Annotated in this window: 24 protein-coding genes; 8 read left to right on the top strand and 16 right to left on the bottom strand. The window is 55.9% G+C overall.

The window, feature by feature from the left end; genetic code table 11:
• Window positions 1-30: 30 nt before the first annotated feature.
• From purQ to purC, 3 genes are all read right to left on the bottom strand, one after another.
• A complete protein-coding gene (gene purQ, locus ACR0IY_RS02045) occupies window positions 31-699 on the bottom strand; it encodes a phosphoribosylformylglycinamidine synthase subunit PurQ (protein ID WP_480670189.1) in 669 nt (222 codons plus the stop codon).
• A gap of 23 nt (window positions 700-722) precedes the next feature.
• Entirely contained in the window at window positions 723-953 is a 231-nt protein-coding gene (purS, locus tag ACR0IY_RS02040; RefSeq protein ID WP_109311572.1) for a phosphoribosylformylglycinamidine synthase subunit PurS, read from the bottom strand.
• A gap of 395 nt (window positions 954-1,348) precedes the next feature.
• Window positions 1,349-2,104, bottom strand: a complete 756-nt coding sequence (gene purC, locus ACR0IY_RS02035) for a phosphoribosylaminoimidazolesuccinocarboxamide synthase (RefSeq protein ID WP_480670188.1) — start codon at window positions 2,102-2,104, stop codon at window positions 1,349-1,351.
• A 187-nt stretch (window positions 2,105-2,291) separates the two neighbouring features.
• On the opposite strand from purC, the gene ACR0IY_RS02030 reads away from it, so the two are divergent.
• Window positions 2,292-2,612, top strand: coding sequence for a DUF1476 domain-containing protein (locus tag ACR0IY_RS02030; RefSeq protein ID WP_480670187.1), 321 nt, complete (start codon window positions 2,292-2,294; stop codon window positions 2,610-2,612).
• Window positions 2,613-2,735: 123 nt separating this feature from the next.
• A complete protein-coding gene (gene bmt, locus ACR0IY_RS02025; RefSeq protein ID WP_480670186.1) occupies window positions 2,736-3,752 on the top strand; it encodes a betaine--homocysteine S-methyltransferase in 1,017 nt (338 codons plus the stop codon).
• A gap of 5 nt (window positions 3,753-3,757) precedes the next feature.
• On the opposite strand, the gene ACR0IY_RS02020 is transcribed toward bmt, so the two are convergent.
• The 10 genes from ACR0IY_RS02020 to ACR0IY_RS01975 form a co-directional block, all read right to left on the bottom strand.
• Window positions 3,758-4,534 (bottom strand): enoyl-CoA hydratase-related protein, encoded by a 777-nt coding sequence (locus tag ACR0IY_RS02020; protein ID WP_480670185.1) that lies wholly within the window; start codon window positions 4,532-4,534, stop codon window positions 3,758-3,760.
• Window positions 4,535-4,605: 71 nt separating this feature from the next.
• Window positions 4,606-5,061: a cytochrome c-type biogenesis protein gene (locus ACR0IY_RS02015; protein WP_480670184.1), complete on the bottom strand. Its 456-nt coding sequence runs from the start codon at window positions 5,059-5,061 to the stop codon at window positions 4,606-4,608.
• On the bottom strand, window positions 5,058-7,022 hold the full coding sequence (locus tag ACR0IY_RS02010) for a heme lyase CcmF/NrfE family subunit (protein WP_480671104.1): 1,965 nt from the start codon (window positions 7,020-7,022) through the stop codon (window positions 5,058-5,060). Before ACR0IY_RS02010 ends, ACR0IY_RS02015 begins: the two co-directional genes overlap by 4 nt.
• 75 nt (window positions 7,023-7,097) lie before the next feature.
• A complete protein-coding gene (locus ACR0IY_RS02005) occupies window positions 7,098-7,676 on the bottom strand; it encodes a holin family protein (protein ID WP_480670183.1) in 579 nt (192 codons plus the stop codon).
• On the bottom strand, window positions 7,667-8,278 hold the full coding sequence (locus ACR0IY_RS02000; RefSeq protein ID WP_480670182.1) for a holin-associated N-acetylmuramidase: 612 nt from the start codon (window positions 8,276-8,278) through the stop codon (window positions 7,667-7,669). The genes ACR0IY_RS02005 and ACR0IY_RS02000 overlap by 10 nt, the downstream gene beginning before the upstream one ends.
• A 115-nt stretch (window positions 8,279-8,393) precedes the next feature.
• The gene (gene ccmE, locus ACR0IY_RS01995; RefSeq protein ID WP_480670181.1) at window positions 8,394-8,840 is read right to left on the bottom strand and encodes a cytochrome c maturation protein CcmE; all 447 of its coding nucleotides are present in this window, start codon (window positions 8,838-8,840) and stop codon (window positions 8,394-8,396) included.
• Window positions 8,841-8,847: 7 nt separating this feature from the next.
• Window positions 8,848-9,876, bottom strand: coding sequence for an N-acetyl-gamma-glutamyl-phosphate reductase (gene argC / locus ACR0IY_RS01990; protein ID WP_480670180.1), 1,029 nt, complete (start codon window positions 9,874-9,876; stop codon window positions 8,848-8,850).
• A gap of 94 nt (window positions 9,877-9,970) precedes the next feature.
• Window positions 9,971-10,780 (bottom strand): glutamate racemase, encoded by an 810-nt coding sequence (gene murI, locus ACR0IY_RS01985; RefSeq protein WP_480670179.1) that lies wholly within the window; start codon window positions 10,778-10,780, stop codon window positions 9,971-9,973.
• A gap of 8 nt (window positions 10,781-10,788) precedes the next feature.
• Window positions 10,789-11,667 (bottom strand): lysophospholipid acyltransferase family protein, encoded by an 879-nt coding sequence (locus ACR0IY_RS01980; RefSeq protein WP_480670178.1) that lies wholly within the window; start codon window positions 11,665-11,667, stop codon window positions 10,789-10,791.
• Window positions 11,668-11,747: 80 nt separating this feature from the next.
• Window positions 11,748-15,167, bottom strand: coding sequence for an indolepyruvate ferredoxin oxidoreductase family protein (locus ACR0IY_RS01975; RefSeq protein WP_480670177.1), 3,420 nt, complete (start codon window positions 15,165-15,167; stop codon window positions 11,748-11,750).
• A gap of 169 nt (window positions 15,168-15,336) precedes the next feature.
• On the opposite strand from ACR0IY_RS01975, the gene ACR0IY_RS01970 reads away from it, so the two are divergent.
• From ACR0IY_RS01970 to grxD, 6 genes are all read left to right on the top strand, one after another.
• Window positions 15,337-16,245, top strand: coding sequence for a LysR family transcriptional regulator (locus ACR0IY_RS01970; RefSeq protein WP_480670176.1), 909 nt, complete (start codon window positions 15,337-15,339; stop codon window positions 16,243-16,245).
• Between the two features lie 279 nt (window positions 16,246-16,524).
• Window positions 16,525-18,810, top strand: a complete 2,286-nt coding sequence (locus ACR0IY_RS01965; RefSeq protein ID WP_480670175.1) for a mechanosensitive ion channel family protein — start codon at window positions 16,525-16,527, stop codon at window positions 18,808-18,810.
• 174 nt (window positions 18,811-18,984) lie between these two features.
• Window positions 18,985-21,144 carry a phosphoribosylformylglycinamidine synthase subunit PurL gene (gene purL / locus ACR0IY_RS01960; RefSeq protein ID WP_480670174.1) on the top strand — a complete coding sequence of 720 codons (2,160 nt, stop codon included), beginning with the start codon at window positions 18,985-18,987 and terminating at the stop codon, window positions 21,142-21,144.
• A 139-nt stretch (window positions 21,145-21,283) separates the two neighbouring features.
• Window positions 21,284-21,520: a BolA/IbaG family iron-sulfur metabolism protein gene (locus ACR0IY_RS01955; protein WP_480670173.1), complete on the top strand. Its 237-nt coding sequence runs from the start codon at window positions 21,284-21,286 to the stop codon at window positions 21,518-21,520.
• 183 nt (window positions 21,521-21,703) lie between these two features.
• Window positions 21,704-21,994, top strand: a complete 291-nt coding sequence (locus ACR0IY_RS01950; protein WP_480670172.1) for a hypothetical protein — start codon at window positions 21,704-21,706, stop codon at window positions 21,992-21,994.
• Window positions 21,981-22,343 carry a Grx4 family monothiol glutaredoxin gene (grxD, locus tag ACR0IY_RS01945; protein WP_480670171.1) on the top strand — a complete coding sequence of 121 codons (363 nt, stop codon included), beginning with the start codon at window positions 21,981-21,983 and terminating at the stop codon, window positions 22,341-22,343. Before ACR0IY_RS01950 ends, grxD begins: the two co-directional genes overlap by 14 nt.
• Here grxD and ACR0IY_RS01940 read toward each other — a convergent pair whose 3' ends face one another.
• Genes ACR0IY_RS01940 through ACR0IY_RS01930 form a run of 3 tightly spaced genes read right to left on the bottom strand, consistent with a single transcriptional unit; the run spans window position 22,344 to window position 23,886 of the window.
• Window positions 22,344-22,697 carry an MliC family protein gene (locus ACR0IY_RS01940; protein ID WP_480670170.1) on the bottom strand — a complete coding sequence of 118 codons (354 nt, stop codon included), beginning with the start codon at window positions 22,695-22,697 and terminating at the stop codon, window positions 22,344-22,346.
• Complete coding sequence (locus ACR0IY_RS01935) at window positions 22,694-23,089, bottom strand: cell division protein ZapA (protein WP_480670169.1); 396 nt, start codon at window positions 23,087-23,089, stop codon at window positions 22,694-22,696. Before ACR0IY_RS01935 ends, ACR0IY_RS01940 begins: the two co-directional genes overlap by 4 nt.
• Window positions 23,089-23,886, bottom strand: coding sequence for a hypothetical protein (locus ACR0IY_RS01930; RefSeq protein ID WP_480670168.1), 798 nt, complete (start codon window positions 23,884-23,886; stop codon window positions 23,089-23,091). Before ACR0IY_RS01930 ends, ACR0IY_RS01935 begins: the two co-directional genes overlap by 1 nt.
• Window positions 23,887-24,074: the final 188 nt, after the last annotated feature.

Raw genomic sequence — 24,074 nt, 5'->3', positions numbered from 1 at the left:
AAATTACGCGGGCTTTGGTGTAACCTCAAGTCACGCGGGCGCGAGAACACCCGACAATGCGCGGAACAATGCCGTTCCGTCGGTACCGCCGTGACCTTCATCGGCTGCCCTCTCGGGGTGTGGCATCATGCCCAGAACCCTGCGGTTTTCGGACAGGATACCTGCAATATCGCCAACCGATCCGTTAGGATTCTCGGTATAGGTGAACGCGATCCGGTCCTGATCTTTCAATGCGGACAATGTGGCATCATCTGCGAAATAGTTTCCGTCGTGATGTGCAATCGGAATCCCGATCACGTCGCCTGCGTTGTAACCTTCGGTGAAAGCGCTGTCGCTCGTTTCCACTTTAAGCCCGACAGTCTTGCAAATGTACTTCAATCCCGCATTTCGCAGCAGCGCGCCTGGCAGGATGCCGGTTTCGGTCAGAATCTGGAATCCATTGCAGATACCAACGGCATATCCGCCGCGGTCGGTATGCTCGACCACGGCCTTACAGATCGGAGACTGCGCGGCAATGGCCCCGCAACGTAGATAATCCCCGTATGAGAAACCGCCCGGCACACCAACGATATCGATGCCCTCTGGCAAAGCGGCATCCTTGTGCCACACCATGTCGACCTGAAAACCGGCTTGCTCGAAAGCGACGGCAAGGTCCCGGTCACAGTTCGACCCGGGAAATACGATAACAGCTGCGCGCATGGCGGGGCCTCCGGATATTAGGTTCAGACCAGTTCGATTTCGTAACGTTCGATGACCGTGTTGGCCAAAAGCTTTTCGCACATCTCAGTGATGTCGGCCTCGGTTGCACCTTCGGCCAATTCAAGATCAATCACCTTGCCCTGACGCACACCTTCGACCTGATCGAAACCCATGGCGCCCAATGCGTGACGCACTGCCTCACCCTGCGGATCAAGGACCCCATTCTTGAGCATCACATGCACCCGTGCTTTCATTCCTGCAACTCCAGCTGAGGGCCTCGGTCCGGCCCGTTCCGTTGCGCGGGGGATAACGTGCTTGCAAGCATTGAACAACCCTTGTTGAAACGCAGGTCTCCGGGTTTAACCTCCCCTGCTACGGATAAACCGGGATAACGCCTATCAAACGTTCCGATCGCGCCGCTTAATACCTTCTAGCTGGCGATCAAAAAACAAACGACCACGACCGCGGTTACGTTTGCTATGTCGGTTTTTTTGGGGAAAACTAAGTGAATGATACGATCAAGGGGGGCCTCGGATAACTTATCGCCCAGAGGTGCGAGACTATCAGCCAGCGTGCGAAACTCTGGTAAAAGAAATAAAAACGCCGCCTCAGACGAAGCGGCGTTTTGGTTTCCAAACACTTGAATTGATCAGTTGATCAGCGTCGGCTTGGACACATTGCTCTGCGGCAGCACACCCAAACGGCGTGCAACTTCCGAGTAAGCGTCGGTCAGACTACCCAGATCGCGACGGAATACATCCTTGTCCAGCTTCTGACCGGTCTCGATATCCCAGAGCCTGCAGCTGTCAGGGCTGATCTCGTCGGCGATAATCAAGCGTTGGAAATCGCCCTCAAAAACCCGACCGATTTCAATCTTGAAGTCGACGAGACGGATTCCGACGGCCAGCATCACGCCGCTCATGAAATCGTTCACGCGCAACGCAAGGCTAAGAATATCGTCCATATCCTGCTGACTGGCCCAGCCAAAAGCGGCGATGTGTTCCTCGGTCACCAGAGGATCACCCAGCGAGTCGTCCTTATAGCAGTATTCCACAATCGGGCGCGGCAGCTGTGTACCCTCGGCAATGCCCAGACGCTTAGACATGGTGCCAGCGGCGTAGTTGCGCACAATCACTTCCAACGGCACGATCTCGCAGCTGCGAACCAGCTGTTCGCGCATGTTCAAGCGGCGGATGAAATGGGTCGGAACACCGATCTGTGTCAGGCCGTTCATGAAAAACTCGCTCAGACGGTTGTTCAGCACGCCTTTGCCGTCAATCACGTCCTTTTTCTCGGCGTTGAACGCGGTGGCGTCATCCTTGAAATACTGCACGATGGTGCCCGGTTCAGGGCCTTCATACAAAATCTTGGCCTTACCTTCGTAGATTTTCTTGCGACGCGCCATAAGCGACCCTTCCAGTCTGTTGGGGGGAGATGACTCCCTTCACCTTGGCGTCCTCATAGTGCAAGCACCCCTGTCCCGCAAGTTCACTGACCCGAGAGGCTTTGACGCAGCGCAAATCGCTTGCACCCAGCGCATCGTATAGTCATATCATCGGAACAGAAGATGTAACCCAAGAGGGCCCCAGCCAATGACCACTTTCGACGAACGTGAAGCCGCATTTGAAAACAAATTCGCGCATGATGAAAAGATGCAATTCATCGCCCGGATGCGGCGCAACCGGTTCATGGCAGTATGGGCTTCAACGTTGAAGGGTGAAACCGTTGAACAGGCTCGGAAGTATGGCCAGGAACTGGTACATGCCGACCTTCAGAACGTCAGCGAAGAAGATGTCGTAGTTGCAGTCAAAGCCTATCTAGGTGACTTGGCGGATGAGCAGAAAATCCGGGAAAAGATGGCCGAACTTCTGGTTGAAGCCAAAGAGCAAGTTTTGGCTGAGGCTGAAATTTAAGGCGCTTGACGCAAAACTCATGATCTTCATGAGATTTATGAATTTGATTTGACGTCCCGGCCATGAGACACGGGGCGCCTCTGTTTTTATCGGGCCATTTGTGCCATTTTTCGGATAACTCCAATGACAAACGCACTGAGCCAGCTTCTGAAAACTGCCGATGCCATTTTGGCGGATGGAGCAACAGGTACCAATCTGTTCAATATGGGCCTGCAATCGGGGGACGCTCCCGAGCTTTGGAACGTTGACGCGCCCGACAAGATCCGAGCGCTTTATCAGGGCTCAGTCGATGCGGGCAGTGATCTGTTTCTGACAAACACGTTTGGCGGCACATCTGCACGCCTGAAACTGCATGATGCGCAGAACCGCGTGTCCGAGCTGAACCGCATTGGCGCGGAGCTTGGTCGTGAAGTTGCCGACAAGGCGGGACGCACCGTTGTTGTGGCTGGGTCGGTCGGCCCGACCGGTGAAATCATGGAACCCGTCGGCAGCCTCTCGCACGCGGAAGCGGTCGAGATGTTCCACGAACAGGCAGAGGGCCTAAAGGCTGGCGGCGCTGACATCTTGTGGCTTGAAACCATCAGTGCACCCGAAGAATTCCGCGCCGCTGCAGAAGCCTTTGCGCTGGCCGACATGCCGTGGTGCGGCACCATGAGCTTTGATACCGCCGGACGCACCATGATGGGCGTAACGTCGGCCGACCTGGCGCAGCTGGTCGAGACCCTGCCCAACCCGCCAATCGCCTTTGGTGCGAACTGCGGCACTGGTGCTTCGGACATCCTGCGCACTGTGCTTGGCTTTGCCGCTCAGGGAACCGAACGGCCCGTAATCTCGAAAGGCAATGCTGGCATCCCGAAATATGTGGATGGGCATATTCACTATGACGGCACGCCGGAGTTGATGGGCCATTATGCGGCCATGGCCCGTGATGCAGGTGCAACGATTATCGGCGGCTGCTGCGGCACAATGCCGGATCACCTGCGCAAGATGCGCGAAGCGCTGGACACGACGTCCAAAGGGTCACGCCCAACACTGGATCAGATCACGGATGCTCTGGGGCCGTTCTCATCGGCCTCGGATGGCACCGAAGGCGAGGCTGCTACGCCCGAACGCCGTGGCCGACGTCGGCGTCGCGCCTAACTTTTTCAGCGCCCCTCGAATTTCGGGGGGCGTTTTTCCATGAACGCGACGACGCCTTCGGAAAAGTCGCGGGTACGACCACATTCGCCTTGCAGATGCGCTTCTCGCGCCAGTTGCTGAGGTAGTGTCTTTTCGTAAGTACCGCGAATGGCCTGTTTGATCGCACCAAACCCGGCGGTCGGACCATTGGCCAGGTAGGCCGCCCGCTTGCGCCAGTGCGCGTCGAATTCTTCGTCGGGCACAGCCTCCCAGATAAGCCCCCAGTCATCTGCTTGCCGCGCCGTTATCTTGTCAGCGAACAGCGCCGCTCCCATTGCCTTGGCAAACCCCATCTGGCGCGGCATGAACCAAGTGCCGCCGGCATCAGGCAACAACCCGATCCGGGCGAAAGCCTGAAGGAAGTAGGCGCTTTCGGTCGCAATCACAACGTCGGCGGCCAGAGCAAGGCTTGCCCCTGCCCCTGCTGCGGGACCGTTTACTGCCGCAATCGTTGGCACCGGACAATCGTAGATCGTTTCCAGCATCGGCTCATATTCATCGCGCAGGGTCCGTTCTAGATCGATCTTTCCGGTGCTGGACGCGTCGCCAAGATCCTGCCCCGAACAGAACGAACCACCCGAACCGGTCAAAACAACAGCCCGCGCATGGCGCGCAGCGTGCTTCATCGCATGTGTAACCTCGGCGCGCATCTGCGCTGTCATAGCATTCATCTTGTCCGGTCGGTTCAGGGTAACAACCGCCAAATCGTCCGTGATGTCCAAAAGGATTGTTGTGTATTCCATGACCCTTCACCATGTCTGAGCTTTTCAGAACCCTGACCTATATGGCGGCAAAGGAAAAGATGAACCCTGGGTCAGTCATCAAGAATCTGGCGCAAACGTTCTTTCTCGGCTTCACTCAGCGCCTTGTTTTCACCCACCTCCTGAAGCTGGGCGCGTTTGCGCAGAAAACTCCACCCCATTCCGGCCGCTATCAGCAACATGATAGGCCCGGCCAGCCACAACATCATGTTCGAGCCCGTCGTGGTTGGTTTGAGCAGAACGTATTCCCCGTATCGTTCCACAATGAATGAAATTGCCTCTTCATCTGTATCGCCGGCTACCAGACGTTCGCGCAGCAAAATGCGCAGGTCGCGTGCAAGTTCCGCGTTGCTTTCGTCGATGCTTTCATTCCGGCAGACCAGACACCGCAGACCTGTACTGAGATCACGGGCGCGCTGCTCCAGCGCTGGATCATCCAGAACTTCGTCCGGCTGTACGGCAAATAACGGTGAAGCCAATAGTGAGAGGATGAGAATAAGACGCTTCATTCCGCAGGTACCCCGCTTGCAGGAGCTTTGCGAGCCCCCGCTGCTACACGGAATCGACGATCCGACAGGCTGAGAAGGCCGCCCAACGCCATCAAGATGCACCCGCCCCAGATCCAATTCGCCAACGGCTTGATATAGGTCCGCATGACCCAGCCGCCGTCTGCCTGCTGATCACCGATCACAACATAGAGATCCCGCAGGAACCGATAATCAATCGCGGCTTCAGTCGTCGGCATCCGCGCAACGGGATAGTCACGTTTTTCGGGATGAAGGGTGCCGATAGGCCGACCGTCCTTTTCAATCAGAACATCTGCCATGGTCGAGAAATAGTTTGGCCCCTGAACCCGCCGGACATCCTCCAGCGTCAGCGTGAATTGCCCCACCTCAAACGGCTGACCGGCCTGCACAACACGGATATCTTCAACCTCCCACGCGGTCAGACCAGCAATTGCGAACATCGTCACGCCCAGACCTGTGTGAGCAACTGCCTTGCCCCAGTCCGCGCCGGGCAGACGGAATAAGCGCCTCAGATTGCCCTTGCGGCCGGTCCGGCTCCACAAATCGACGGCTGCACCGAAAGTAATCCATGCTCCCAGGAACAACCCGACAGGCCCCAACGCGCTGCGCCCGGTCTGCATCACCCAAACCAGCAGTGCCAGTGCCACAGCCAGCACAAAGGCATACCGCAAGGAATAAGCCGCTTTGCCCAGCCCGCCCCGCTTCCACGGCAGCATCGCACCAATCGGCAATGCAATCCCCAAAGCAATCATGAAAGGCGTGAACGCAGAATTGAAGAACGGCGCACCGACCGAGAGTTTTCGATCAAACGCCATCTCAGCCACCATCGGCCACATTGTTCCAAAGAACACCACGAAACAACTTACAGCCAGCAAGATGTTGTTCAGCACCAGCGCGCTTTCACGGCTAACCATGCCGAAAACGCCTTTGGCCTCCATAGCTTGTGCGCGGGCTGCGAACAACGTCAGGGCACCACCAATGAAGATCACAAGAATGAACAGGATGAACACGCCCCGTTCGGGGTCGCTGGCGAAGGCATGCACTGACGTCAGCAAGCCCGACCGCACAATGAATGTCCCGATCAGTGAGAACCCGAACGCGATGATGGCCAGCAGAATAGTCCAGCTTTTAAGCGCCTCGCGCTTTTCCACAACAATTGCAGAATGCAGCAAGGCGGCGGCCAGAAGCCACGGCATGAACGAGGCATTTTCAACCGGATCCCAGAACCAGAATCCGCCCCAGCCTAGTTCGTAATAAGCCCACCAGGAGCCAAGCGCGATGCCAATGGTCAGGAAAATCCACGCAGCCAATGTCCAGGGCCGAACCCACCGGCCCCAAGCCGCATCGATGCGCCCCTCAATCAGGGCGGCAACCGCAAAGCTGAACGCCATACTTAGGCCAACATACCCCAGGTACAGAAACGGTGGATGAAAGGCCAAACCGGGATCCTGCAATAGCGGGTTCAGGTCGCGGCCATCAAACGGTGCCACGATTAGCCGGTCAAACGGGTTTGACGTAAACAGGATGAACGCAAAGAAAGCCACGGCAATGGACGCTTGAACCGCCAGAACCCGAGCTTTCAGTGTGGGCGGCAAGCCACCCCCGAAAAACGCCGCCATTGCACCAAACAACGAGACAATCAGCACCCACAGCAGCATGGAGCCTTCGTGGTTACCCCAGGTGCCGCTGATTTTGTACAGCATCGGCTTGGCCGAGTGGCTGTTTTCAACAACAATCCGAAGCGAAAAATCCGAGGTCACAAAGGCCCAGACCAATGCCCCGAACGAAAACCCAACCAAAAGGAACTGTATGATCGCTGCAGGTTCGGCAAAGGTCATCCAGCCGGGCCACCGTTTGGCGGCGCCTATCAGGGGAACCACTGATTGCACAACGGCAACCAGAAAAGCGAGTATCAGGGCAAAGTGGCCAAGTTCAGTAATCATGGCCACGGATATAATCCTGTTGCGGGGAGAGCACCAATCACTTTCACCCCTACGGGGTGAGCATAGTGTCGCGGGTCACGACACGCGCTTACGCCTCCAGTCTTCAAGCGCAGGGTTTTTATCGGGATGACTCGTCTGTTCAGCCAACACAACATCCGTACCCGGATCGGCTGTCCCAATGCTACCCGCTCGTAACTCCTTCAACGCCCGAAGATTGTCCAATACCTGAGGTGTCCTCCGCATTGTTGCAGTAATTTCACGCTGCATATCCTGCACCTTGGCCTGATGGCGCGCGCCGAAATAAAATGAAACAACTACTCCCAGCAGCCACCACAAAGGTTCGGGCACCAAAGCGATCCCCTGCATTCGAGCTGAAAACCACAAAGGGTCCACCATGGCAGCAATGAACAGACCCAAGGTGCCAAGCGCCATGGCCGGGCGTGGTAAGCGATTTAGCCCATCCATGAAACGATCAAAGCCCCCCTTTCGCGGCACCTGAAACTCGGACCCGAACTGCGTCATCGCCTGTTGTTGCAGATTTAAACTACGCTCAGCACCCTTTTCGGTGTTTTCTCTAAATATTTCAGCGGTTTCTCGAACAACATTACGCCCGCCACCAAATAGAAACGCCAACACACCTGAGATCAGTCCCATCTGGCTACCCTCCTCTGGAAGTCCACATCGCTCAGGTGATAAGCCGCCGAAACAAACTCTTCTGCACGCCGTATCCAACCACCTTTTCCCCCTACACGGGTTCTCGCGTATTTACGTAAAGTGGGCCTGTGATCGGCAAGGCGAAAATAATAATTGCGGCGCGCAACACCGTACGCATCCCGCAAAGCAGCCGGTTCAGGAATTGCCGCATCGCCACAAGCCAGCGCGGTTTCAGGCCCCACAATTCCGTCAACCGAAACTTCAAACCCCATGTCACGCAACAGTCGCTGCAAGATTTTCACGGCTTGGGCGCCGGCGTTTACATACATATCAAAAACCGTCGGCTGTAGTTGCCGCGGCAATAGCCCCAGCCGGGGCATCTCAAAATAGTGACGGACAAAGATATCAATTGCCTGAGATTTGTTTAGCAACCGCACGTCATCGACGTTGATCGAGCTGTCGCCAGTAAGGTCCAGCCTCAAACGGCGCAACGTGTGAATTGTCACGCCGTATTTTGTTGCACCACCGGGATCATCCTGATCGTCCACAAAACCACCTTCGCGCGCCACGATTTCAGTCGCAATCTGTCGCACCGTTCGCATCGAACCCTCCGTTTGTTGTCAAACAAACGCTGGGGCAAGAAGGTTAATTGCGACCAACAAGAAAGGGCGCTGCTCCCGCAACGCCCTATTTAAGGTCTTTACCACTTACATGGTTTCAGCTTTCGCCGGATTCCTTGTAAACACCCTGCTCCTTGAGGGCGTCCATAACCTCTTTCGGCATGTAAGTTTCGTCATGCTTCGCAAGTATTTCAGTGGCTTCAAATACACCATTCACGTAAGAACCCGTGCCAATCATACCCTGATTTTCCGAAAACAAATCAGGTAGAACACCGGTAAACGAAACCTTCACGCTTTCGCCTCCATCCGTGACAACGAAGTGCACCGTTTCACCCTGTCCGCGAATGATCGAACCATCCTCGACCAAACCGCCGATCCGAAACACTTCGGTGGGTTTTGGCGGTTCCGCGATGACCTGACTGGGTGAGCGGAAAAAGTTGATACCGTCGCGCATCGCGTACCCAATCAACACTGTCGACAAGGCCAGAGCCACGACGGCCAGCAAAATGACTTGTACTCGACGACGTTTCTTGAGCGTTTTCATTTTATCCTCACGGGAACAGCGGGGCCATCATCAAGCCCGCGGTTTCAGTCTCACCTAACATCAGGTTGGCGTTCTGCAAGGCTTGGCCACTGCTACCTTTTGTCAGGTTATCCAATGCGCCTATCACGATGGCGCGGCGTTCAATCCGATCGCCAACAACACCGATATGGCAGAAATTCGAACCCCGCACATGGTGGGTCGAAGGTGTTTCACCAAAAGGCAGCATCTGGATAAAGGGTTCATTTTCATAGGCCTTGGCAAGCGCCTCGTACACGCTGGCCGGATCGCCCTTTACATAAGTTGTCGCCAGAATGCCCCGGTTTGCCGGGATCAGATGAGGAGTGAACTGCACATGTACTGTCCGACCGGCCAATGCCGAGAATTCCTGATCGAACTCGCCCAGATGGCGGTGCGTTCCACCAACAGCATATGCGTTGTAACCTTCGCTGAGTTCCGCGTGGAGAAGGTTTTCCTTCAGCGAACGCCCAGCCCCCGATACGGCGCATTTTAGGTCCAGCACTATATCGTCCAGATCAATCACACCGGCCGAGATCAGCGGCCGCAACACATACTGCCCCGTGGCTGCGTTGCACCCGGTTCCGGCCACCAGTCGCGCGTTGCGAATGTCGTCACGGTAGAATTCAGTCAGACCGTAAACAGCCTCTTCCTGCTGCTCCAACGCAGCATGCGGATTACCGTACCACTTTTCGTACTCATCCGCGTCGCGCAGCCGGAAATCCGCTGACAAATCAATGATCTTCAGGCTTTTAGGAAGGTCACTAATAACTTCCTGGCTTGTTTTATGCGGCAAGGCGCAGAAGCACAGATCAATCTGCGAAAAGTCGATCTCGGAGATTTTGCACAAGTCTGGTACATTCATATGACGCAGATGCGGAAAGACCTGCGCCATCGATTGACCTGCCTTGCGCTCGGCGGCCAGGGCTGTGATTTCCATATTCGGGTGCTCGGCGATCAGCCGCACCAGTTCAGCGCCGGTATAGCCCGAAGCGCCCAGAATTGCGATTTTGTGGGTCATGTCAGACCTCTTGTTCCATAGTGCCACATGTTACGACCGCCGATGCGACGGTCTTTGAATTAATGAGAAGGTGCAGAGCCGTCCTTGACCTAAGTCAGGCGGCCTCGAACGTGATCCGTCGTCGGAGAAACTGCGTTGCCCGGTCGCTGACGAAGCCCGGCTTCCCCGTGGTCAGAAAACCTCCAACGCCGTTACCCTGCATATTTGGGTGGCGTTGCAGATAATCTGCAAGGCTTTCGGCCACCAGAGAGCCTTGACTGAACACCTGTACATCCGGGCCGAGTGCCTGCTGAAAGGTTTCGGCCATCAGCGGATAATGCGTACAGCCAAGAATTGCTGCCTGCGGTTCCGGCATTTTGCGCTTAAGCGCGTCCACATGGCTCCGAACCAGCGCTTCAGCGAGGATCAAGTCCCCGTCTTCGATGGCATCCACTACGCCGCCGCAGGCCTGCGCCTCAACGTCCACGCCAATTGCGCGAAAAGCCAGTTCCCGTTGAAACGCCCGGCTAGAAACGGTGGCCGGGGTCGCAAACAAAGCCACGTGGTTTACAGCGACCTCACGCGGCGGGCTGTTGTCGCCCCATTGCCGTTCGGTCAGCGCTTCGATCAAAGGCACGAAAACGCCCAGGACACGCTTACCTTCGGGCACGCCCTCTTCCTGCATCCGGCGCAGCGCGGCTGCGCTGGCTGTGTTGCAGGCCAGAATCACCAGATCGCAACCACGGTTCCACAGATCGGTCACTGCGCGCCGTGTCAGGTCATATATATTCTCGGCATCACGCACACCGTAAGGCGCATGCGCGCTGTCCGCGAAATACAGAAAATCCACGTCCGGCAGACGTTTCTGCGCGGCGTCCAGAACGGTCAAACCGCCCAAACCAGAATCAAAGATGCCTACTGCCATTTGCCCCTTTAGGCGCGATGCCGTTCCTCAAATTCATAGCCGTAGTCATAAGACTTCAACGGCTTCGGAGACAGCTCATACGTGGCTTTGCGCAAGAAATCCATCATCTTGCGCGTATCCTTGGCCAACGGGTCCAGAACATCGCGCGCAATGGGTTTTCCGATCACGACTTTTACAGGCGTGTCGACGCGTTTCTTGAACTCTTTGATCAACAGCCCCATACGCAGAGTATTATGCAAATGACTGGCGATCTGAAACAGGCGCGAAGTGTGACCGTCAAAGAAAACCGGCACCACCGTTGCGTTGGATTTTGCCACCATTCGCGCTGTGAACCCACGCCAGCCGGGATCCATAGGGTGTGAAAAAGGCTTCAGCCCGGTGCTGACTGTGCCGCCCGGGAAAATACCGATCGCTCCACCCTCGCCCAGATAAGTCAAAGCCTCTTTTCGGGTCTGAAGGTTCTGTTTCATTGCATCTTTCGATTCATCGAAAGAAATCGGCAGAATGATGCGATTCAGATCTTCGGCCTTGCGAAACACGTGATTGGCCAGAATGCGAAATTCTCCGCGCGTCTGCGACAGAATGTGGCCCATCATCAATCCGTCCAGAATGCCGTAAGGATGGTTGGCAATCAGGATCAGCGGCCCGGTTTTCGGAACATTCGATAACGACCCGCCAGCCACATCCAACGACAATCCATAACGCTCAACCATCACCGACCAGAAGTCGCGCCCCTCGGCGACCTCCTTGTCATACCCGTCCGCGCGTTTGATCAGGCGCATGCGCCCGGTCGTGTTCTCCATCAGCTTGATGACCATACGTCCGCCTTTTGTTTCGGCAGAGAATGCATAAGAAATGTCACGAGCGACATGGTGGCGCGAGGGCATTCGGGTCTCCAGGATCTGTTGCCTGCAAAATAAGTGCAAACCACAATCTTGCCTAGGTTTCGTGACAGTCCTGTGACGATTTACTCCGCCGCTGCGCGCACTTCGGGCCCTCCGTTTCGAATAGTGGCCAGCAGCTCCTCACGCCGTTTTGCGGCTTTGACTTCGTTGGCTAGCAAGACCGGACCGAACCCGCGAATATCCAGCGGCAATGCGGCCAAAGCAATCACAGCTTTGCGTGTTTGGGGTGTAACTAACGATGATATCTCTTTGATATCCCGCTCATATTGTTTAATCAGCGCCCGTTCCATCCTGCGTTCGGCACTGTAACCAAAGATGTCCAATGGCGTTCCCCGCAAGAATCTCAACCGAGCCAGAACCTTCATCAGCCCCAGCGTCCATTCCCCGAACGCCCGTTTTTTGGGGCGACCGTCCGAACCAGTGCCACCCAAAATTGGTGGAGCCAGATGGAATGTCATTTTGAAATCCCCGTCAAACTCGGCCGCAGCTTTTTCGCGACTGTCCAGCATCAGTCGGGCCACTTCGTATTCATCCTTATAGGACAACAGCTTGTGGTAACCTTTTGCCACGGCTTCACGAATTCCGTCGTCCTCGAACACCTCCACCAGCTTGCGGTATCGTTTCGCCAACCCACCGCTTTGGTACACTGCCAAGTGTTGAGCGCGAAACTCAATCATCTGCTCAGTAGTTTTAGGCAGCTCTGTCAGGCTGGGTTCCAGTATACCCGCAACCTCATTCGGATGCAGAACAGCCCAGCGGCCAATATCGAACGCGCGCTTGTTTCGCTCAACCGCAGTTCCGTTCAGCTCTATGGCCTTCAAAATCGCGTCGTGGCTCACAGGCAGCAGGCCCCGTTGCCAGGCAGCGCCGAACACCATCATATTAGAATAGATAGAATCCCCCATTACGGCGCGCGCTAGGTCGGTCGCATCGAACAGAGAAACATCGTCTTTCAGCCGCGCTTGCAACGCCAGTTCCAGCCTATCCCCCGGCACCCTAAATTCGGTATCGCGTGTAAAATCCCCGGTAACGGTTTCATGGCTATTTACCACAGCTCCAGTTTGACCTGCACGTGTCAGCCCCAGAGTTTTGGCACCGGCAGACACGACCAGATCTCCGCCAATCAACGCGTGCGCCTCTCCGGTTGCCACCCGAATTGCGCTGATATCTTCGGGGCGGTTGGCCAGGCGGCAGTGAATATTCACCGCGCCACCCTTTTGGGCCAGGCCTGCCATTTCCATCATCCCGGCACCTTTGCCGTCGATTTGCGCAGCTTGGGCCAAAATGGCACCCAAAGTCACGACGCCGGTGCCTCCGACCCCGGTAATCACAACGTTATGCGTCCCCTTGATCGCGGGTAATACGGGTTGAGGCAGGTCTGGAAGATCGATCTCTGTCGTTGCCTCCTTACGGATAATTGCGCCTTCCAGCGTCACAAACGAAGGGCAAAACCCATTGAGGCAAGAGAAATCCTTATTGCAACTCGATTGGTCAATCGCCCTTTTACGGCCAAGTTCGGTTTCCTTCGGCACGATCGACACACAATTCGACTGAACACCGCAATCACCGCAGCCCTCACATATGTCTGTATTGATAAACACCCGTTTGTCTGGGTCGGGGAATGTGCCCCGCTTGCGTCGACGACGTTTTTCAGCAGCACAGGTTTGAATGTAAACAATGACCGAGACCCCTTCGATCTCGCGGAACCGTTCCTGCACCTGCATCAATTCCGCGCGCTCAAAGGTTTCGACGCCAGATGGCAAAGCCTTAAGGTCAACATCCTCTTTCTCATCATAGACGACGGCGACATGTTGCACGCCCATGGCCTTGACCTCGGCGACAATTCGTTCTGCAGTCAGTCCACCTTCATTTTCCTGCCCTCCGGTCATGGCGACCGCATCGTTGAAAAGGATCTTGAAGGTAATGTTGGTACCCGCCGACAGGGCCGCGCGGATTGCCTGCACGCCCGAATGGTTATAGGTCCCGTCGCCTAGGTTCTGGAACACGTGCTTGGTGGTCGAGAACGGCGCTTCACCGACCCAGTTTACGCCTTCGCCCCCCATCTGTGTGAAACCGGTGGTTTCCCGGTCCATCCACTGCACCATGTAGTGACAGCCAATGCCTGCAAATGCGCGGCTGCCCTCGGGCAAACGGGTCGAACTGTTATGGGGGCATCCTGAACAGAAATACGGCAGCCGTGTCGCTATTTCTTCGGCGTTGTCGGCCCGGCGCGCCTCGGAAAGTTTGGCCAAACCGGCGCGAACGCCATCTGTATCGCGGCCCTCTTCGATCAGGATCTCGCCCAGCTTTTCGGCGATCATGTTCGGGTCCAGAGCGCCACGTGTTGGGAACAATTCTTCACGGTGCAGTGTCCCTGCTCCACCCTTGTACCAGCCATAAACACGACGGCCCCGGCGATCATCAAAGATAGCTTCCTTGACCTGAACCTCGATCAGTTTTCGCTTTTCTTCAACGATAACAATTAGGTCCAGCCCTTCAGCCCAGTCATGGAACCCGGCCATATCCAACGGGAAGGTCTGACCGATCTTGTAGGTCGTGATTCCCAGGCGATCGGCCTCCTCCGCGTCAATATTCAGCAGCGACATAGCGTGAGCCAGGTCCAGCCAGTTTTTACCTGCGGCGACAAACCCGATCTTGGCACCAGGCTTCCCCCAAACGCGTTTGTCCATCTTGTTAGCGTGCGAGAACGTCTCGGCGGCAAAACGTTTAAAATCGATAATCCGCCCTTCCTGAAGGTGAGGCGTATCACCCAACCGGATATTCAGACCGCCTTCAGGCATGTCGAACTGGGGCAAAGCCAGTTTCATTCGATCAGCGCTGCCGTCCACAACCGAGGTGACCTCGATCGTGTCTTTCATCGTCTTTAGCCCGACCCAAAGCCCCGAAAACCGGCTGAGCGCAAACCCGTAGATGCCATAGTCTAGAATTTCCTGCACACCCGCCGGGCTGACGATCGGCATATACATATCGACCAGCGACCATTCAGACTGATGCAATACGGTCGAACTTTCGCCGGTGTGGTCATCCCCCATCGCCATCAGCACGCCGCCATGTTTGGCAGTGCCAGCCATGTTGGCGTGGCGCATCACATCGCCGGATCGATCAACCCCCGGCCCCTTGCCGTACCAAAGCCCGAACACGCCATCGAAACGGCCATCCCCACGCAACCCGGCCTGCTGGCTGCCCCAGAGGGCTGTCGCAGCCAAGTCTTCATTCAACCCGAATTGAAAAGTGATGTCGCTTTCGGCCAGTTGCCTTTCTGCTCGCATCATCTGCTGGTCGACCGCACCAAGCGGTGACCCACGATACCCGGTCACTAAACCTGCGGTATTTAGCCCCGCCTGTGTATCCCGTGCCTTTTGCATCAGCATCAGGCGCACAAGCGCTTGAGTGCCATTGAGCAGAATTGGGTTCTTTTCCAGATCAAACCGGTCGTTCAGCGATATTTGTGGCTGACTCATCAGACGCCTCCCCTCGTCAGATCAGTGTGCTACATTTTTTACTATCTTAGGTCATAATTGCTGACCTTCATAGTGTTTATCCTCTGAGTCCTAAGGATTTCGTTGATTGAATGTAGAAGTTGTTACCTATTTCATATAGGCGTTCCAAAAGATTACGAAAGTTGCGGCAATGGATTGGGACAAGCTTAGAATATTTCATGCAGTTGCGGATGCTGGCAGCCTGACTCATGCAGGCGACAAACTGAATTTGTCGCAATCTGCGGTCAGTCGTCAGATCAGAGCACTGGAAGAATCACTTGATTCGACTCTGTTCCATCGCCATGCCCGCGGATTGATCCTGACCGAACAAGGAGAGTTGCTGTTCGATGCGACCTCGGCAATGTCAAAACGACTGGACGCAGCCGCAGCGCGTATCCGGGATAGCGAAGAAGAAGTTTTTGGCGTTTTGCGTGTCACTACAACCTTTGGCTTTGGTACCCTCTGGCTGGCTCCGCGCCTGCCAAAACTGTATGAGCAATACCCCGACCTCAATATTGACCTGATGCTTGAGGAACGCGTTCTGGACCTGCCGATGCGCGAGGCCGACGTGGCAATCCGTATGAAGGAACCCAGTCAGGCCGATCTGATCCGCAAACGGCTGATGACAGTCCAGATGCAGCTTTATGCAACACAGGATTATATCGACACACACGGCGGAATGCTCAAATCACCAGAAGAGATCAAAGATCACCGCCTGATTTGCCAAACGCCTTCCGCGCCACAGGTCGGTGCCAGCGCCGGAATGGTACGGCACCTGATGACCTACAACCCCGGCTCACTTTTGACGGTGAACAACTATTTCGGTGTGCTCCAGGGCGTGCTGCACGATCTGGGGATCGGTGTGCTACCGGATTACGTTACGCAGGACTTTCCACAGTTGGTTCCGATCCTGTCGGATGTTGAAACCGCAGATGTACCCGTTTACCTCGCCTACCCCGAGGAATTGAGGCATTCCAAACGCGTGGCCGCTTTCCGCGACTTCGTGCAAGATGAGATCATTGCCCAACGCAAGCATCTGAAGCAGATGGGAAAACTCTAGCTATGCATTAACGGCATAGCGGGAATGACAAGCAATCAGTGTAATTAGCCTTGATCGTTAACAAACTGATCCCTAAATGAGCTCTCGAAGGCGATGATGCTGAAACGCTCATCATCTTCATACCTCCCTGTTGGACTACGGCCGAGCTTAGTGCTCGGCCTTTTTTTTGGCTTCGGGCACCGACACCTGGCTCAAAACAGTAAAACATCTGGGAAACTCGGGCACTTAGACCTATGATCGTCCCAAAATCACAAAGACTTGTGCTCGAGGACAGATTCGATGTTTCACCCAATTCGTCTTTTTTTGGCGATACTTTCAGTCGTTTTGTTAACTGGACCGGCTCTCGCCCAGATAAGCGGTACTACTGATACACCAGCAACCATTACAATTCCCGACGATTTGACCCCTGAACAGGTCGATGACATGGTCGCGCGCATGTCGGACGACCAGGTCCGGTCAATCCTGCTTGAACGGCTGGACGCCGTGGCCGAGAAAAATGCCGCAGCTGCGGCAGATCGCGAAGACCCAATAACAGAGATTAACGAGATTTGGGCCGAAATGGTTGCGTCGTGGACACATGTCGCAACCACCTTGCCCAATATCTTCGTCGCACAGGCCATCGCCTACGAGAATTTTGTTGGCACGTTTGGATCAAACGGCGTCTTTGTCCTTATGGGGCTGGTCCTGAGCGTTCTGGTGGCTGGCTTCATCGCGGAAAAGCTGTTCGGCCTCCTTACTCGCAAATGGCACAAACCGGACGAAATGAAGGACGAGAATGATCTGTGGGGCGCAGTTCGATACCTGTTTGGGCGCTTCTGCCACGAGATCGCCGGGCTGGTCGTTTTCTATGTGGTCATCCGTGCGCTTGGACGCGGCCTGCTGACCCCGGAACAGATAACCTACGCAGCCCCCTTTGTTTTCTACCTGATCTGGATTCCCCGCCTTGGTGCTGCTGCCTCGCGGTTCATTCTAGCGCCGAACAAACCGCACTTTCGCTTGGTGAATATCGACGATCACTGGGCAAAATACCTGCATCGCAATTTGATCGGTCTGTTGATGCTGATTGGGTTCACGCTGTTTGTAATTCATTTCAACGCGCTCAACGGAATCACCGGTGACGATACACGTATCGGATTCTGGCTGAATGCAGCAATTCACATCTACATTGGTGTAATCGCGTGGAAAGCCCGCGAAGGCCTTTCGCAGATGATGCTGGGAACGGATCCAGATCACACCAAGTTCGACGAAGAAGTGGCCTATTACTATCCCTATTTCGCCATCGGCGTATCGGCGGTGATCTGGCTGTTGGTCGAATTTCTTGCCGCGCAACGCGATCCAACGACTATCGCCCTGTTGGTTCAGGGGGCACATTTTACCACCATGTTCTGGTTGCTGATCGCACCCGCTCTGGACACGTTGATACGTGGATTGGTGCGCCATCTTCAGCCCCCGATGCTTGGTGAAGGCCCGGTGGCCGAACGTGCCTATAAATCCACAAAACGCAGCTACATCCGCATCGGTCGTGTTCTGGCCGGTGTGCTCGTCATCCTGATGATCGCCAACGCCTGGGATCTGGACCTGCGAGAGATCGCGGGCGGCAGCACAGAATCCGGCAGTAAGGTCATTCAATTCTTCATCATCATTGCCGTCGGATACATTCTGAATGAGGTTGTATCGCTCTGGATCAACCGTCGTCTGGCAAAAGAGATGACGGCAGCCGGACAAAGCCCGGATGAAGAAGCCGGTGAAGGTGGTGGTGCTGGCGGATCGCGACTGGCAACTGTCTTGCCCCTGTTGCGTGTGACTGCACAGGTCGCGATTGCGGTGATCTTTGTTCTCCTCGCGCTGGGCGCGCTGGGTCTGGACATCACGCCGCTGCTGGCCGGTGCCGGTATCCTTGGCCTGGCCATCGGTTTCGGCGCACAGAAACTGGTCTCGGACATCGTCGGTGGGATTTTCTTCCTGATCGACGACGCCTTTCGCGTTGGCGAATATGTCGACGTGGGTGGCACCACTGGGACGGTTGAAAAGATCTCGATCCGCTCGATGCAGCTGCGTCACCACCGTGGTCCGGTCCACACCATTCCTTACGGCGAGATTCAGAAGCTGACCAACTACAGCCGCGACTGGGTCATCATGAAGTTGAAATTTACCGTGCCCTTCGACACCGACCCCAACAAGGTCAAGAAAATCTTTAAGAAGATCGGTGCCGAGATGATGGAGGACGAGGTCCACAAGGATGGCTTCCTGCAACCATTCAAATCGCAGGGTGTTTTCGACTTTGACGATGTCGGCATGATCATCCGAGGCAAGTTCATGGCCAAGCCGGGTAAACAGTTCACCCTGCGCAAGGAAATCTTCAACCGGGTCAAGGCCGCGTTCAAAGAGAACGGCATCGACTTTGCCCGCCGTGAGGTACGCGTTGCAATCCCCGGACTGGATGAGGCCGAAAACATCAGCGAAGAACAAAAGGCCGCAATCGGCGCCGCCGCCGGTGAAGCCGCAAACCAACAGGCTGAACAACAGGCCAAACAATCCGGCTCCGCACACGGTGCTCCGAAGTAAGGCTGTTGCCCCTTGAAAAGCCCCCCCCAAAGCCGCCCGGATGAACTGTTTGGGCGGCTTTTTTGTGCCGCGACAGCACTTCGATCCCTGCGTTCCTGGTCTTAACCCTTTCCACCGGCGCGCCCTTGCCCTAAAAGGCGCGCAATCTCGGCCCACTTGGACACAGGACAGAAGATGCAAGAGCCCGCCATCACACCCGATTTGATTGCTGCACACGGGCTCAAGCCCGATGAATACGACATGATCCTCGAGATCATCGGGCGCGAGCCGACCTTCACCGAACTGGGCATTTTCTCAGCTATGTGGAACGAGCACTGCTCCTATAAGTCGTCCAAGAAATGGCTGCGAACCCTACCCACTTCGGGGCCCCAGGTCATTTGCGGACCGGGCGAGAACGCTGGTGTAGTTGATATCGGCGACGGGCAAGCGGTCGTGTTCAAAATGGAAAGCCACAACCACCCGTCTTACATCGAGCCCTATCAGGGCGCGGCGACTGGGGTTGGTGGTATTCTGCGTGATGTTTTCACCATGGGCGCGCGCCCTATCGCATCCATGAACGCTCTGTCCTTCGGTGAGCCCGGCCACCACAAGACTCGTCAATTGGTCAACGGTGTAGTCGAAGGTATCGGCGGATATGGCAACTGCTTCGGTGTTCCCTGCGTCGGCGGTGAGGTTCGGTTTCACCCGGCCTATAATGGCAACTGCCTTGTAAACGCATTTGCCGCAGGTTTGGCAGACAGTGACAAGATCTTCTATTCGGCTGCTTCGGGTGTCGGCATGCCAGTGGTTTACCTAGGCGCCAAAACTGGACGTGACGGTGTGGGTGGCGCAACCATGGCCTCGGCCGAGTTCGACGACACAATCGAAGAAAAGCGCCCCACCGTTCAGGTTGGCGACCCCTTCACTGAAAAGCGCCTGATGGAGGCGACGCTGGAACTGATGCAGACCGGTGCCGTAATCTCGATTCAAGATATGGGCGCTGCTGGTTTGACCTGTTCCGCCGTTGAAATGGGCGACAAGGGCGGTCTGGGCGTGCGTCTGGATCTTGAGAACGTTCCACAGCGCGAAGAGAACATGACGGCCTATGAGATGATGCTGTCCGAATCTCAGGAACGCATGCTGATGGTACTTAAGCCCGAGCTTGAGGCAGAAGCCCGTGCCGTGTTCGAAAAGTGGGATCTGGACTTTGCCATCGTTGGCGAAACAATCGCAGAAGACCGCTTCCTGATCGTCCACAACGGAGAGGTCAAAGCCGATCTGGTTCTGTCCAAGCTGTCCTCGACCGCACCGGAATATGACCGCCCGTGGGAACCGACCCCTGAGGCCGAAGAATTGGCAGAAGTTCCCCAGATCGATCCCATTGACGGTCTACGGGCTCTGCTAAGCTCGCCGAATTATGCCGGAAAACAGTGGGTTTACGAACAATACGACACCATGGTCATGGCAGATTCCGCGCGCACGCCGGGTCTGGGTGCGGGTATGGTCCGCGTGCATGGCACTGACAAGGCGCTAGCCTTCACCAGCGACGTGACGCCCCGCTATGTCCGCGCCAACCCTGTTGAGGGCGGCAAACAAGCCGTGGCCGAAGCCTATCGCAACCTGACCGCTGTGGGTGCGAAACCACTGGCGACCACCGACAACCTGAACTTCGGCAACCCCGAAAAGCCCGAGATCATGGGTCAGTTCGTCGGAGCAATCAAAGGGATCGGCGAAGCCGTGGCCGCTCTGGATATGCCCATCGTGTCGGGCAACGTCTCGCTTTATAACGAGACCGACGGACAGGCGATCCTGCCCACACCCACAATCGGAGCAGTTGGCCTGTTAAGCCACACAGACGAGATCATCGGCAACGAGGTTCGCGAAGGCCACGTTGCTCTGGTTATCGGGGAAACCAACGGCCATCTGGGGCAATCCGCTCTGCTGGCCGAAGTGTTCAACCGCGAAGACGGTGACGCACCGCATGTCGATCTGGAAGCCGAAAAGCGCAACGGTGATTTCATCCGAGCCAACCGCGACATGATCAAGGCCTGCACCGATCTGGGTGACGGCGGCCTTGCGCTGGCCGCGTTTGAACTGGCCGAGGCCGCAGGCGTTGGCGTTCACCTCGACGATGCAGTGACCGAATTCCTGTTTGGTGAAGATCAGGCCCGGTATTTGGTCGCCTGCAATTTCGATCAGGCCGAGGCGCTGATGATCACTGCCGGACAGGCCGGGGTACCTCTGGTTTCTGTTGGCCGCTTCACCGGTGACAACGTTCGGATCGGCAACTCCGAGGCGTCGCTGGAGGAGCTGACCGCAACGTTCCGTAACAGCTTTGCCGAGGCCGTCGCTTAATAAAGCACAATCTAAGATCCAAACACGAAACCTGCGTCCCCACCGACGCAGGTTTTGTTGTTTCTCTGGCCCCAACACGCCCTTGCACGCCCCGTCCGCGCGCTCTACATCTTGGGAAAGACCTTCAGGAGAAACCTACATGCCGATGAGCGCCCACGAAATCGAACACCTGCTGCGCGAAGCCTTTCCAGATGCGGATATTCAGGTCGGCGGGCATGACGGTGTGCATATGTCCGCCATGGTCGTGGACGAAAGCTTTCGCGGCAAGAACCGGGTTCAGCAGCAACGTGCAGTTTATGCGGCCTTGAAGGGCAAGATGGACGGCCCAGATGGGGAATTGCACGCGCTGGCGTTGACGACAAAAGTGCCCGAGTAATGGATGAGCCGATTGGTTGGGTTCTGCTGAGGCTAACCAATCTGGTCTTTGATATTGCCCACGTCATTTCGACGTTGTTTTGCGACCTACCGGAACTTCTGAATTATGGACCGAATTACTGGCGAGTGACACGGAAAATGAGACGCCGTGAATTCGAACGCCGTCAGGGTTGAGAACAGAAAAATGAGCAACTGGCCGATCTGGATATGCATCATCGCAGCTTTCATAGTTGCCGCCGCCCTGATCGAAGCCTATGTGAAGCGCAACAGAAAACGTAACCTCGCCGACATGCGACCGGACCCGGATAAGATCAGCAAGGTTGGCGGCATCGAAAGATACGGACTTGATCCGCTGACTTTAGCTCAGGCCGAACATCGGCGGCTTGAAGAAGAAGGATGGGGCCCCGACCCGTCAAAGATTGAAACGACTGACCCGGATGCGGGTGAAGAGGACAAGCAAGATGAGCGACGTTAAAACCCAGATCGACGAAACCGTTAAAGCCAACGATGTGGTGCTGTACATGAAAGGCACCAAGGAGATGCCGCAGTGCGGTTTCTCGTCCCGCGTTGCTGGTGTTCTGAACTATATGGGTGTGGAATATACCGACGTGAACGTTCTGGCCGATGAAGAGGTGCGCCAGGGTATCAAGGATTATTCCGACTGGCCGACCGTGCCTCAGCTATATGTCAAAGGCGAATTCGTCGGCGGCTGTGACATCATCACCGAGATGACACTGTCCGGCGAGTTGGACACGCTGTTTGACGACAACGGTGTCGGCTACAACAAAGAAGCAGCCGACAAAATTCGTGAGGCCAACGCCTAATTAGCGGCTGACGCAGTTCTGCAAAACAACCTGCTCACTGGCGGCATCTTCTCCTGTCGCCAGAAAGCTCACCGTAGCGTCCCAGCCTTTGGAACGCAGGATATAGGTCCCTGCTCCACCCTCGGATTCGTAACGAATTCCCGACCCGCTTAAGGTTTGGCGCATAGTGACCAACTGATTGTCGACCATCATCGCCGCTGCACTGGACCCGTCCGGTGCGTTGAAATAGGCGACTTGCAACGAAGCCCCGTTTTCGCAGGTGAACGTAACGGGCAGAATATCTATTTCGGCCCACACGACACTGCCCGCCAGCGTCATCGCCATGGCGATGACACCCGTTTGCAGACTATTCATCCGGCGGACCTTTCTTCAATCACCGACGCCAACGCTTCGGCCCGCGCGGCCATCTCGGCAAGTGTGTCCGTTACGAATGGAGGAACCACGGCCACCTCGATCCGTTCAGGTTCCGGCTGCGGCATGGATCTGAGCGTCTGCAACTCGGCCTCGACCTCGATCAGTTTCGTCTCAAGCGCCCTGATCTTGTCTTCGGTACCGGCCGTCTTGTCCGCAAGCATCAACCCGGCCATTAGCAACATTCGCGATTCCGGCATGCGACCAATCTGATCGGACAAAACCTGCGCTTCGTCATCCAGCATTTTGGCTGCGGATTGAAGGAACGTTTCTTCGCCATCCTGGCACGAGACGTCAAATCCGCGCCCACCAATATGAATGGTTACTTCGGGCATTATTCAACCTCCCCTTCTGCCAGTTTTGCGCGAGATAACAGCGGCTCCAGCCGGGCCAGAACCGCATGCGCTTCGGCCGCATCCGTTGCTTGCGCCGCACGTGTGGCTTCAAGCTCGGCCTCGGTTGCGCGGTTCAGCAATGCGGCATCCGGCACCCCCTCGGCACTTGCGGCGCGCAGTTCATCAACCGACGCACGCAATTGTTCATTCGCTTTGCGCATGCGCTGCAAGTCATCGTCCAACCGCGACATCGCAGCCCCGTGGCTGGAGCGCTCCGCACGCAACATTTCCAGCTCGGCACTCAATTCGGCCACGCGTTCGCTATCCGCCAATTCAGACCGCAAACGGGCGTTTTCGGCCCCAAGCTCTTGCGCTGCTTCAATTGCGGTTTTCAGTTCAGCATTCTCGGACTTCAGCGTTTCCAACTCGTCCTGATTTTCCAGCGCGGCCTTGGCGTCGGCCAGTTCTGCACGAGCGGCCTCAACCGATGCCAGTCTGGCCGTCGCTTCAGCCAACTGTTCACGCAGCGCCTCGTTTTCCGGATCCTCAACAGGTGCCGCACGCAGGCTTTCCATATCGGCGCGCATGGCGTCGACTTCCTGTTCATGGCGTTCCTTCAGGGATTTCAAACGCTCTTCCAATTGTGCATTGGCAACCCGTTCATCGTCCAGTGCCGCGCGTAGCGTATCATCTGCGCCGGACGCCACCGGAGGTGCGTCACGCAATGCCTCGACACCGGTTCCAATCCGCTCCATCGCGGCAACGATGCGGCGCTGTAATTCCTCGATCTGACTCATGCCCCTGCCACCTCTTTACCAAGGTTCGTTCGTCTCGCGGGTCTGTCCGAATCAACATCATCCGCGTCTTAAGCCAGTCTAACCTAACGAGCCGGAAAATACCCACTGTTTGCTTTCAACAACTTGAGCCGCTTTCTTTACCTACCACTCTACTTGAACAGCCAGTTCCGCTTGCACTTTGAGGGCTG

It is taken from the genome of Ruegeria sp. BC1, from assembly GCF_056539305.1.
Note: the sequence above shows the minus strand (reverse complement) of the source record. Positions and strands in the feature narration are given on the sequence as shown.

Excerpts from the sequence above, each read along its gene's own strand:
- purQ (WP_480670189.1), bottom strand. The coding sequence starts at position 699 with ATGCGCGCAGCTGTTATCGTATTTCCCGGGTCGAACTGTGACCGGGAC.
- purS (WP_109311572.1), bottom strand. The coding sequence starts at position 953 with ATGAAAGCACGGGTGCATGTGATGCTCAAGAATGGGGTCCTTGATCCG.
- purC (WP_480670188.1), bottom strand. The coding sequence starts at position 2,104 with ATGGCGCGTCGCAAGAAAATCTACGAAGGTAAGGCCAAGATTTTGTAT.
- ACR0IY_RS02030 (WP_480670187.1), top strand. The coding sequence starts at position 2,292 with ATGACCACTTTCGACGAACGTGAAGCCGCATTTGAAAACAAATTCGCG.
- bmt (WP_480670186.1), top strand. The coding sequence starts at position 2,736 with ATGACAAACGCACTGAGCCAGCTTCTGAAAACTGCCGATGCCATTTTG.
- ACR0IY_RS02020 (WP_480670185.1), bottom strand. The coding sequence starts at position 4,534 with ATGGAATACACAACAATCCTTTTGGACATCACGGACGATTTGGCGGTT.
- ACR0IY_RS02015 (WP_480670184.1), bottom strand. The coding sequence starts at position 5,061 with ATGAAGCGTCTTATTCTCATCCTCTCACTATTGGCTTCACCGTTATTT.
- ACR0IY_RS02010 (WP_480671104.1), bottom strand. The coding sequence starts at position 7,022 with ATGATTACTGAACTTGGCCACTTTGCCCTGATACTCGCTTTTCTGGTT.
- ACR0IY_RS02005 (WP_480670183.1), bottom strand. The coding sequence starts at position 7,676 with ATGGGACTGATCTCAGGTGTGTTGGCGTTTCTATTTGGTGGCGGGCGT.
- ACR0IY_RS02000 (WP_480670182.1), bottom strand. The coding sequence starts at position 8,278 with ATGCGAACGGTGCGACAGATTGCGACTGAAATCGTGGCGCGCGAAGGT.
- ccmE (WP_480670181.1), bottom strand. The coding sequence starts at position 8,840 with ATGAAAACGCTCAAGAAACGTCGTCGAGTACAAGTCATTTTGCTGGCC.
- argC (WP_480670180.1), bottom strand. The coding sequence starts at position 9,876 with ATGACCCACAAAATCGCAATTCTGGGCGCTTCGGGCTATACCGGCGCT.
- murI (WP_480670179.1), bottom strand. The coding sequence starts at position 10,780 with ATGGCAGTAGGCATCTTTGATTCTGGTTTGGGCGGTTTGACCGTTCTG.
- ACR0IY_RS01980 (WP_480670178.1), bottom strand. The coding sequence starts at position 11,667 with ATGCCCTCGCGCCACCATGTCGCTCGTGACATTTCTTATGCATTCTCT.
- ACR0IY_RS01975 (WP_480670177.1), bottom strand. The coding sequence starts at position 15,167 with ATGAGTCAGCCACAAATATCGCTGAACGACCGGTTTGATCTGGAAAAG.
- ACR0IY_RS01970 (WP_480670176.1), top strand. The coding sequence starts at position 15,337 with ATGGATTGGGACAAGCTTAGAATATTTCATGCAGTTGCGGATGCTGGC.
- ACR0IY_RS01965 (WP_480670175.1), top strand. The coding sequence starts at position 16,525 with ATGTTTCACCCAATTCGTCTTTTTTTGGCGATACTTTCAGTCGTTTTG.
- purL (WP_480670174.1), top strand. The coding sequence starts at position 18,985 with ATGCAAGAGCCCGCCATCACACCCGATTTGATTGCTGCACACGGGCTC.
- ACR0IY_RS01955 (WP_480670173.1), top strand. The coding sequence starts at position 21,284 with ATGCCGATGAGCGCCCACGAAATCGAACACCTGCTGCGCGAAGCCTTT.
- ACR0IY_RS01950 (WP_480670172.1), top strand. The coding sequence starts at position 21,704 with ATGAGCAACTGGCCGATCTGGATATGCATCATCGCAGCTTTCATAGTT.
- grxD (WP_480670171.1), top strand. The coding sequence starts at position 21,981 with ATGAGCGACGTTAAAACCCAGATCGACGAAACCGTTAAAGCCAACGAT.
- ACR0IY_RS01940 (WP_480670170.1), bottom strand. The coding sequence starts at position 22,697 with ATGAATAGTCTGCAAACGGGTGTCATCGCCATGGCGATGACGCTGGCG.
- ACR0IY_RS01935 (WP_480670169.1), bottom strand. The coding sequence starts at position 23,089 with ATGCCCGAAGTAACCATTCATATTGGTGGGCGCGGATTTGACGTCTCG.
- ACR0IY_RS01930 (WP_480670168.1), bottom strand. The coding sequence starts at position 23,886 with ATGAGTCAGATCGAGGAATTACAGCGCCGCATCGTTGCCGCGATGGAG.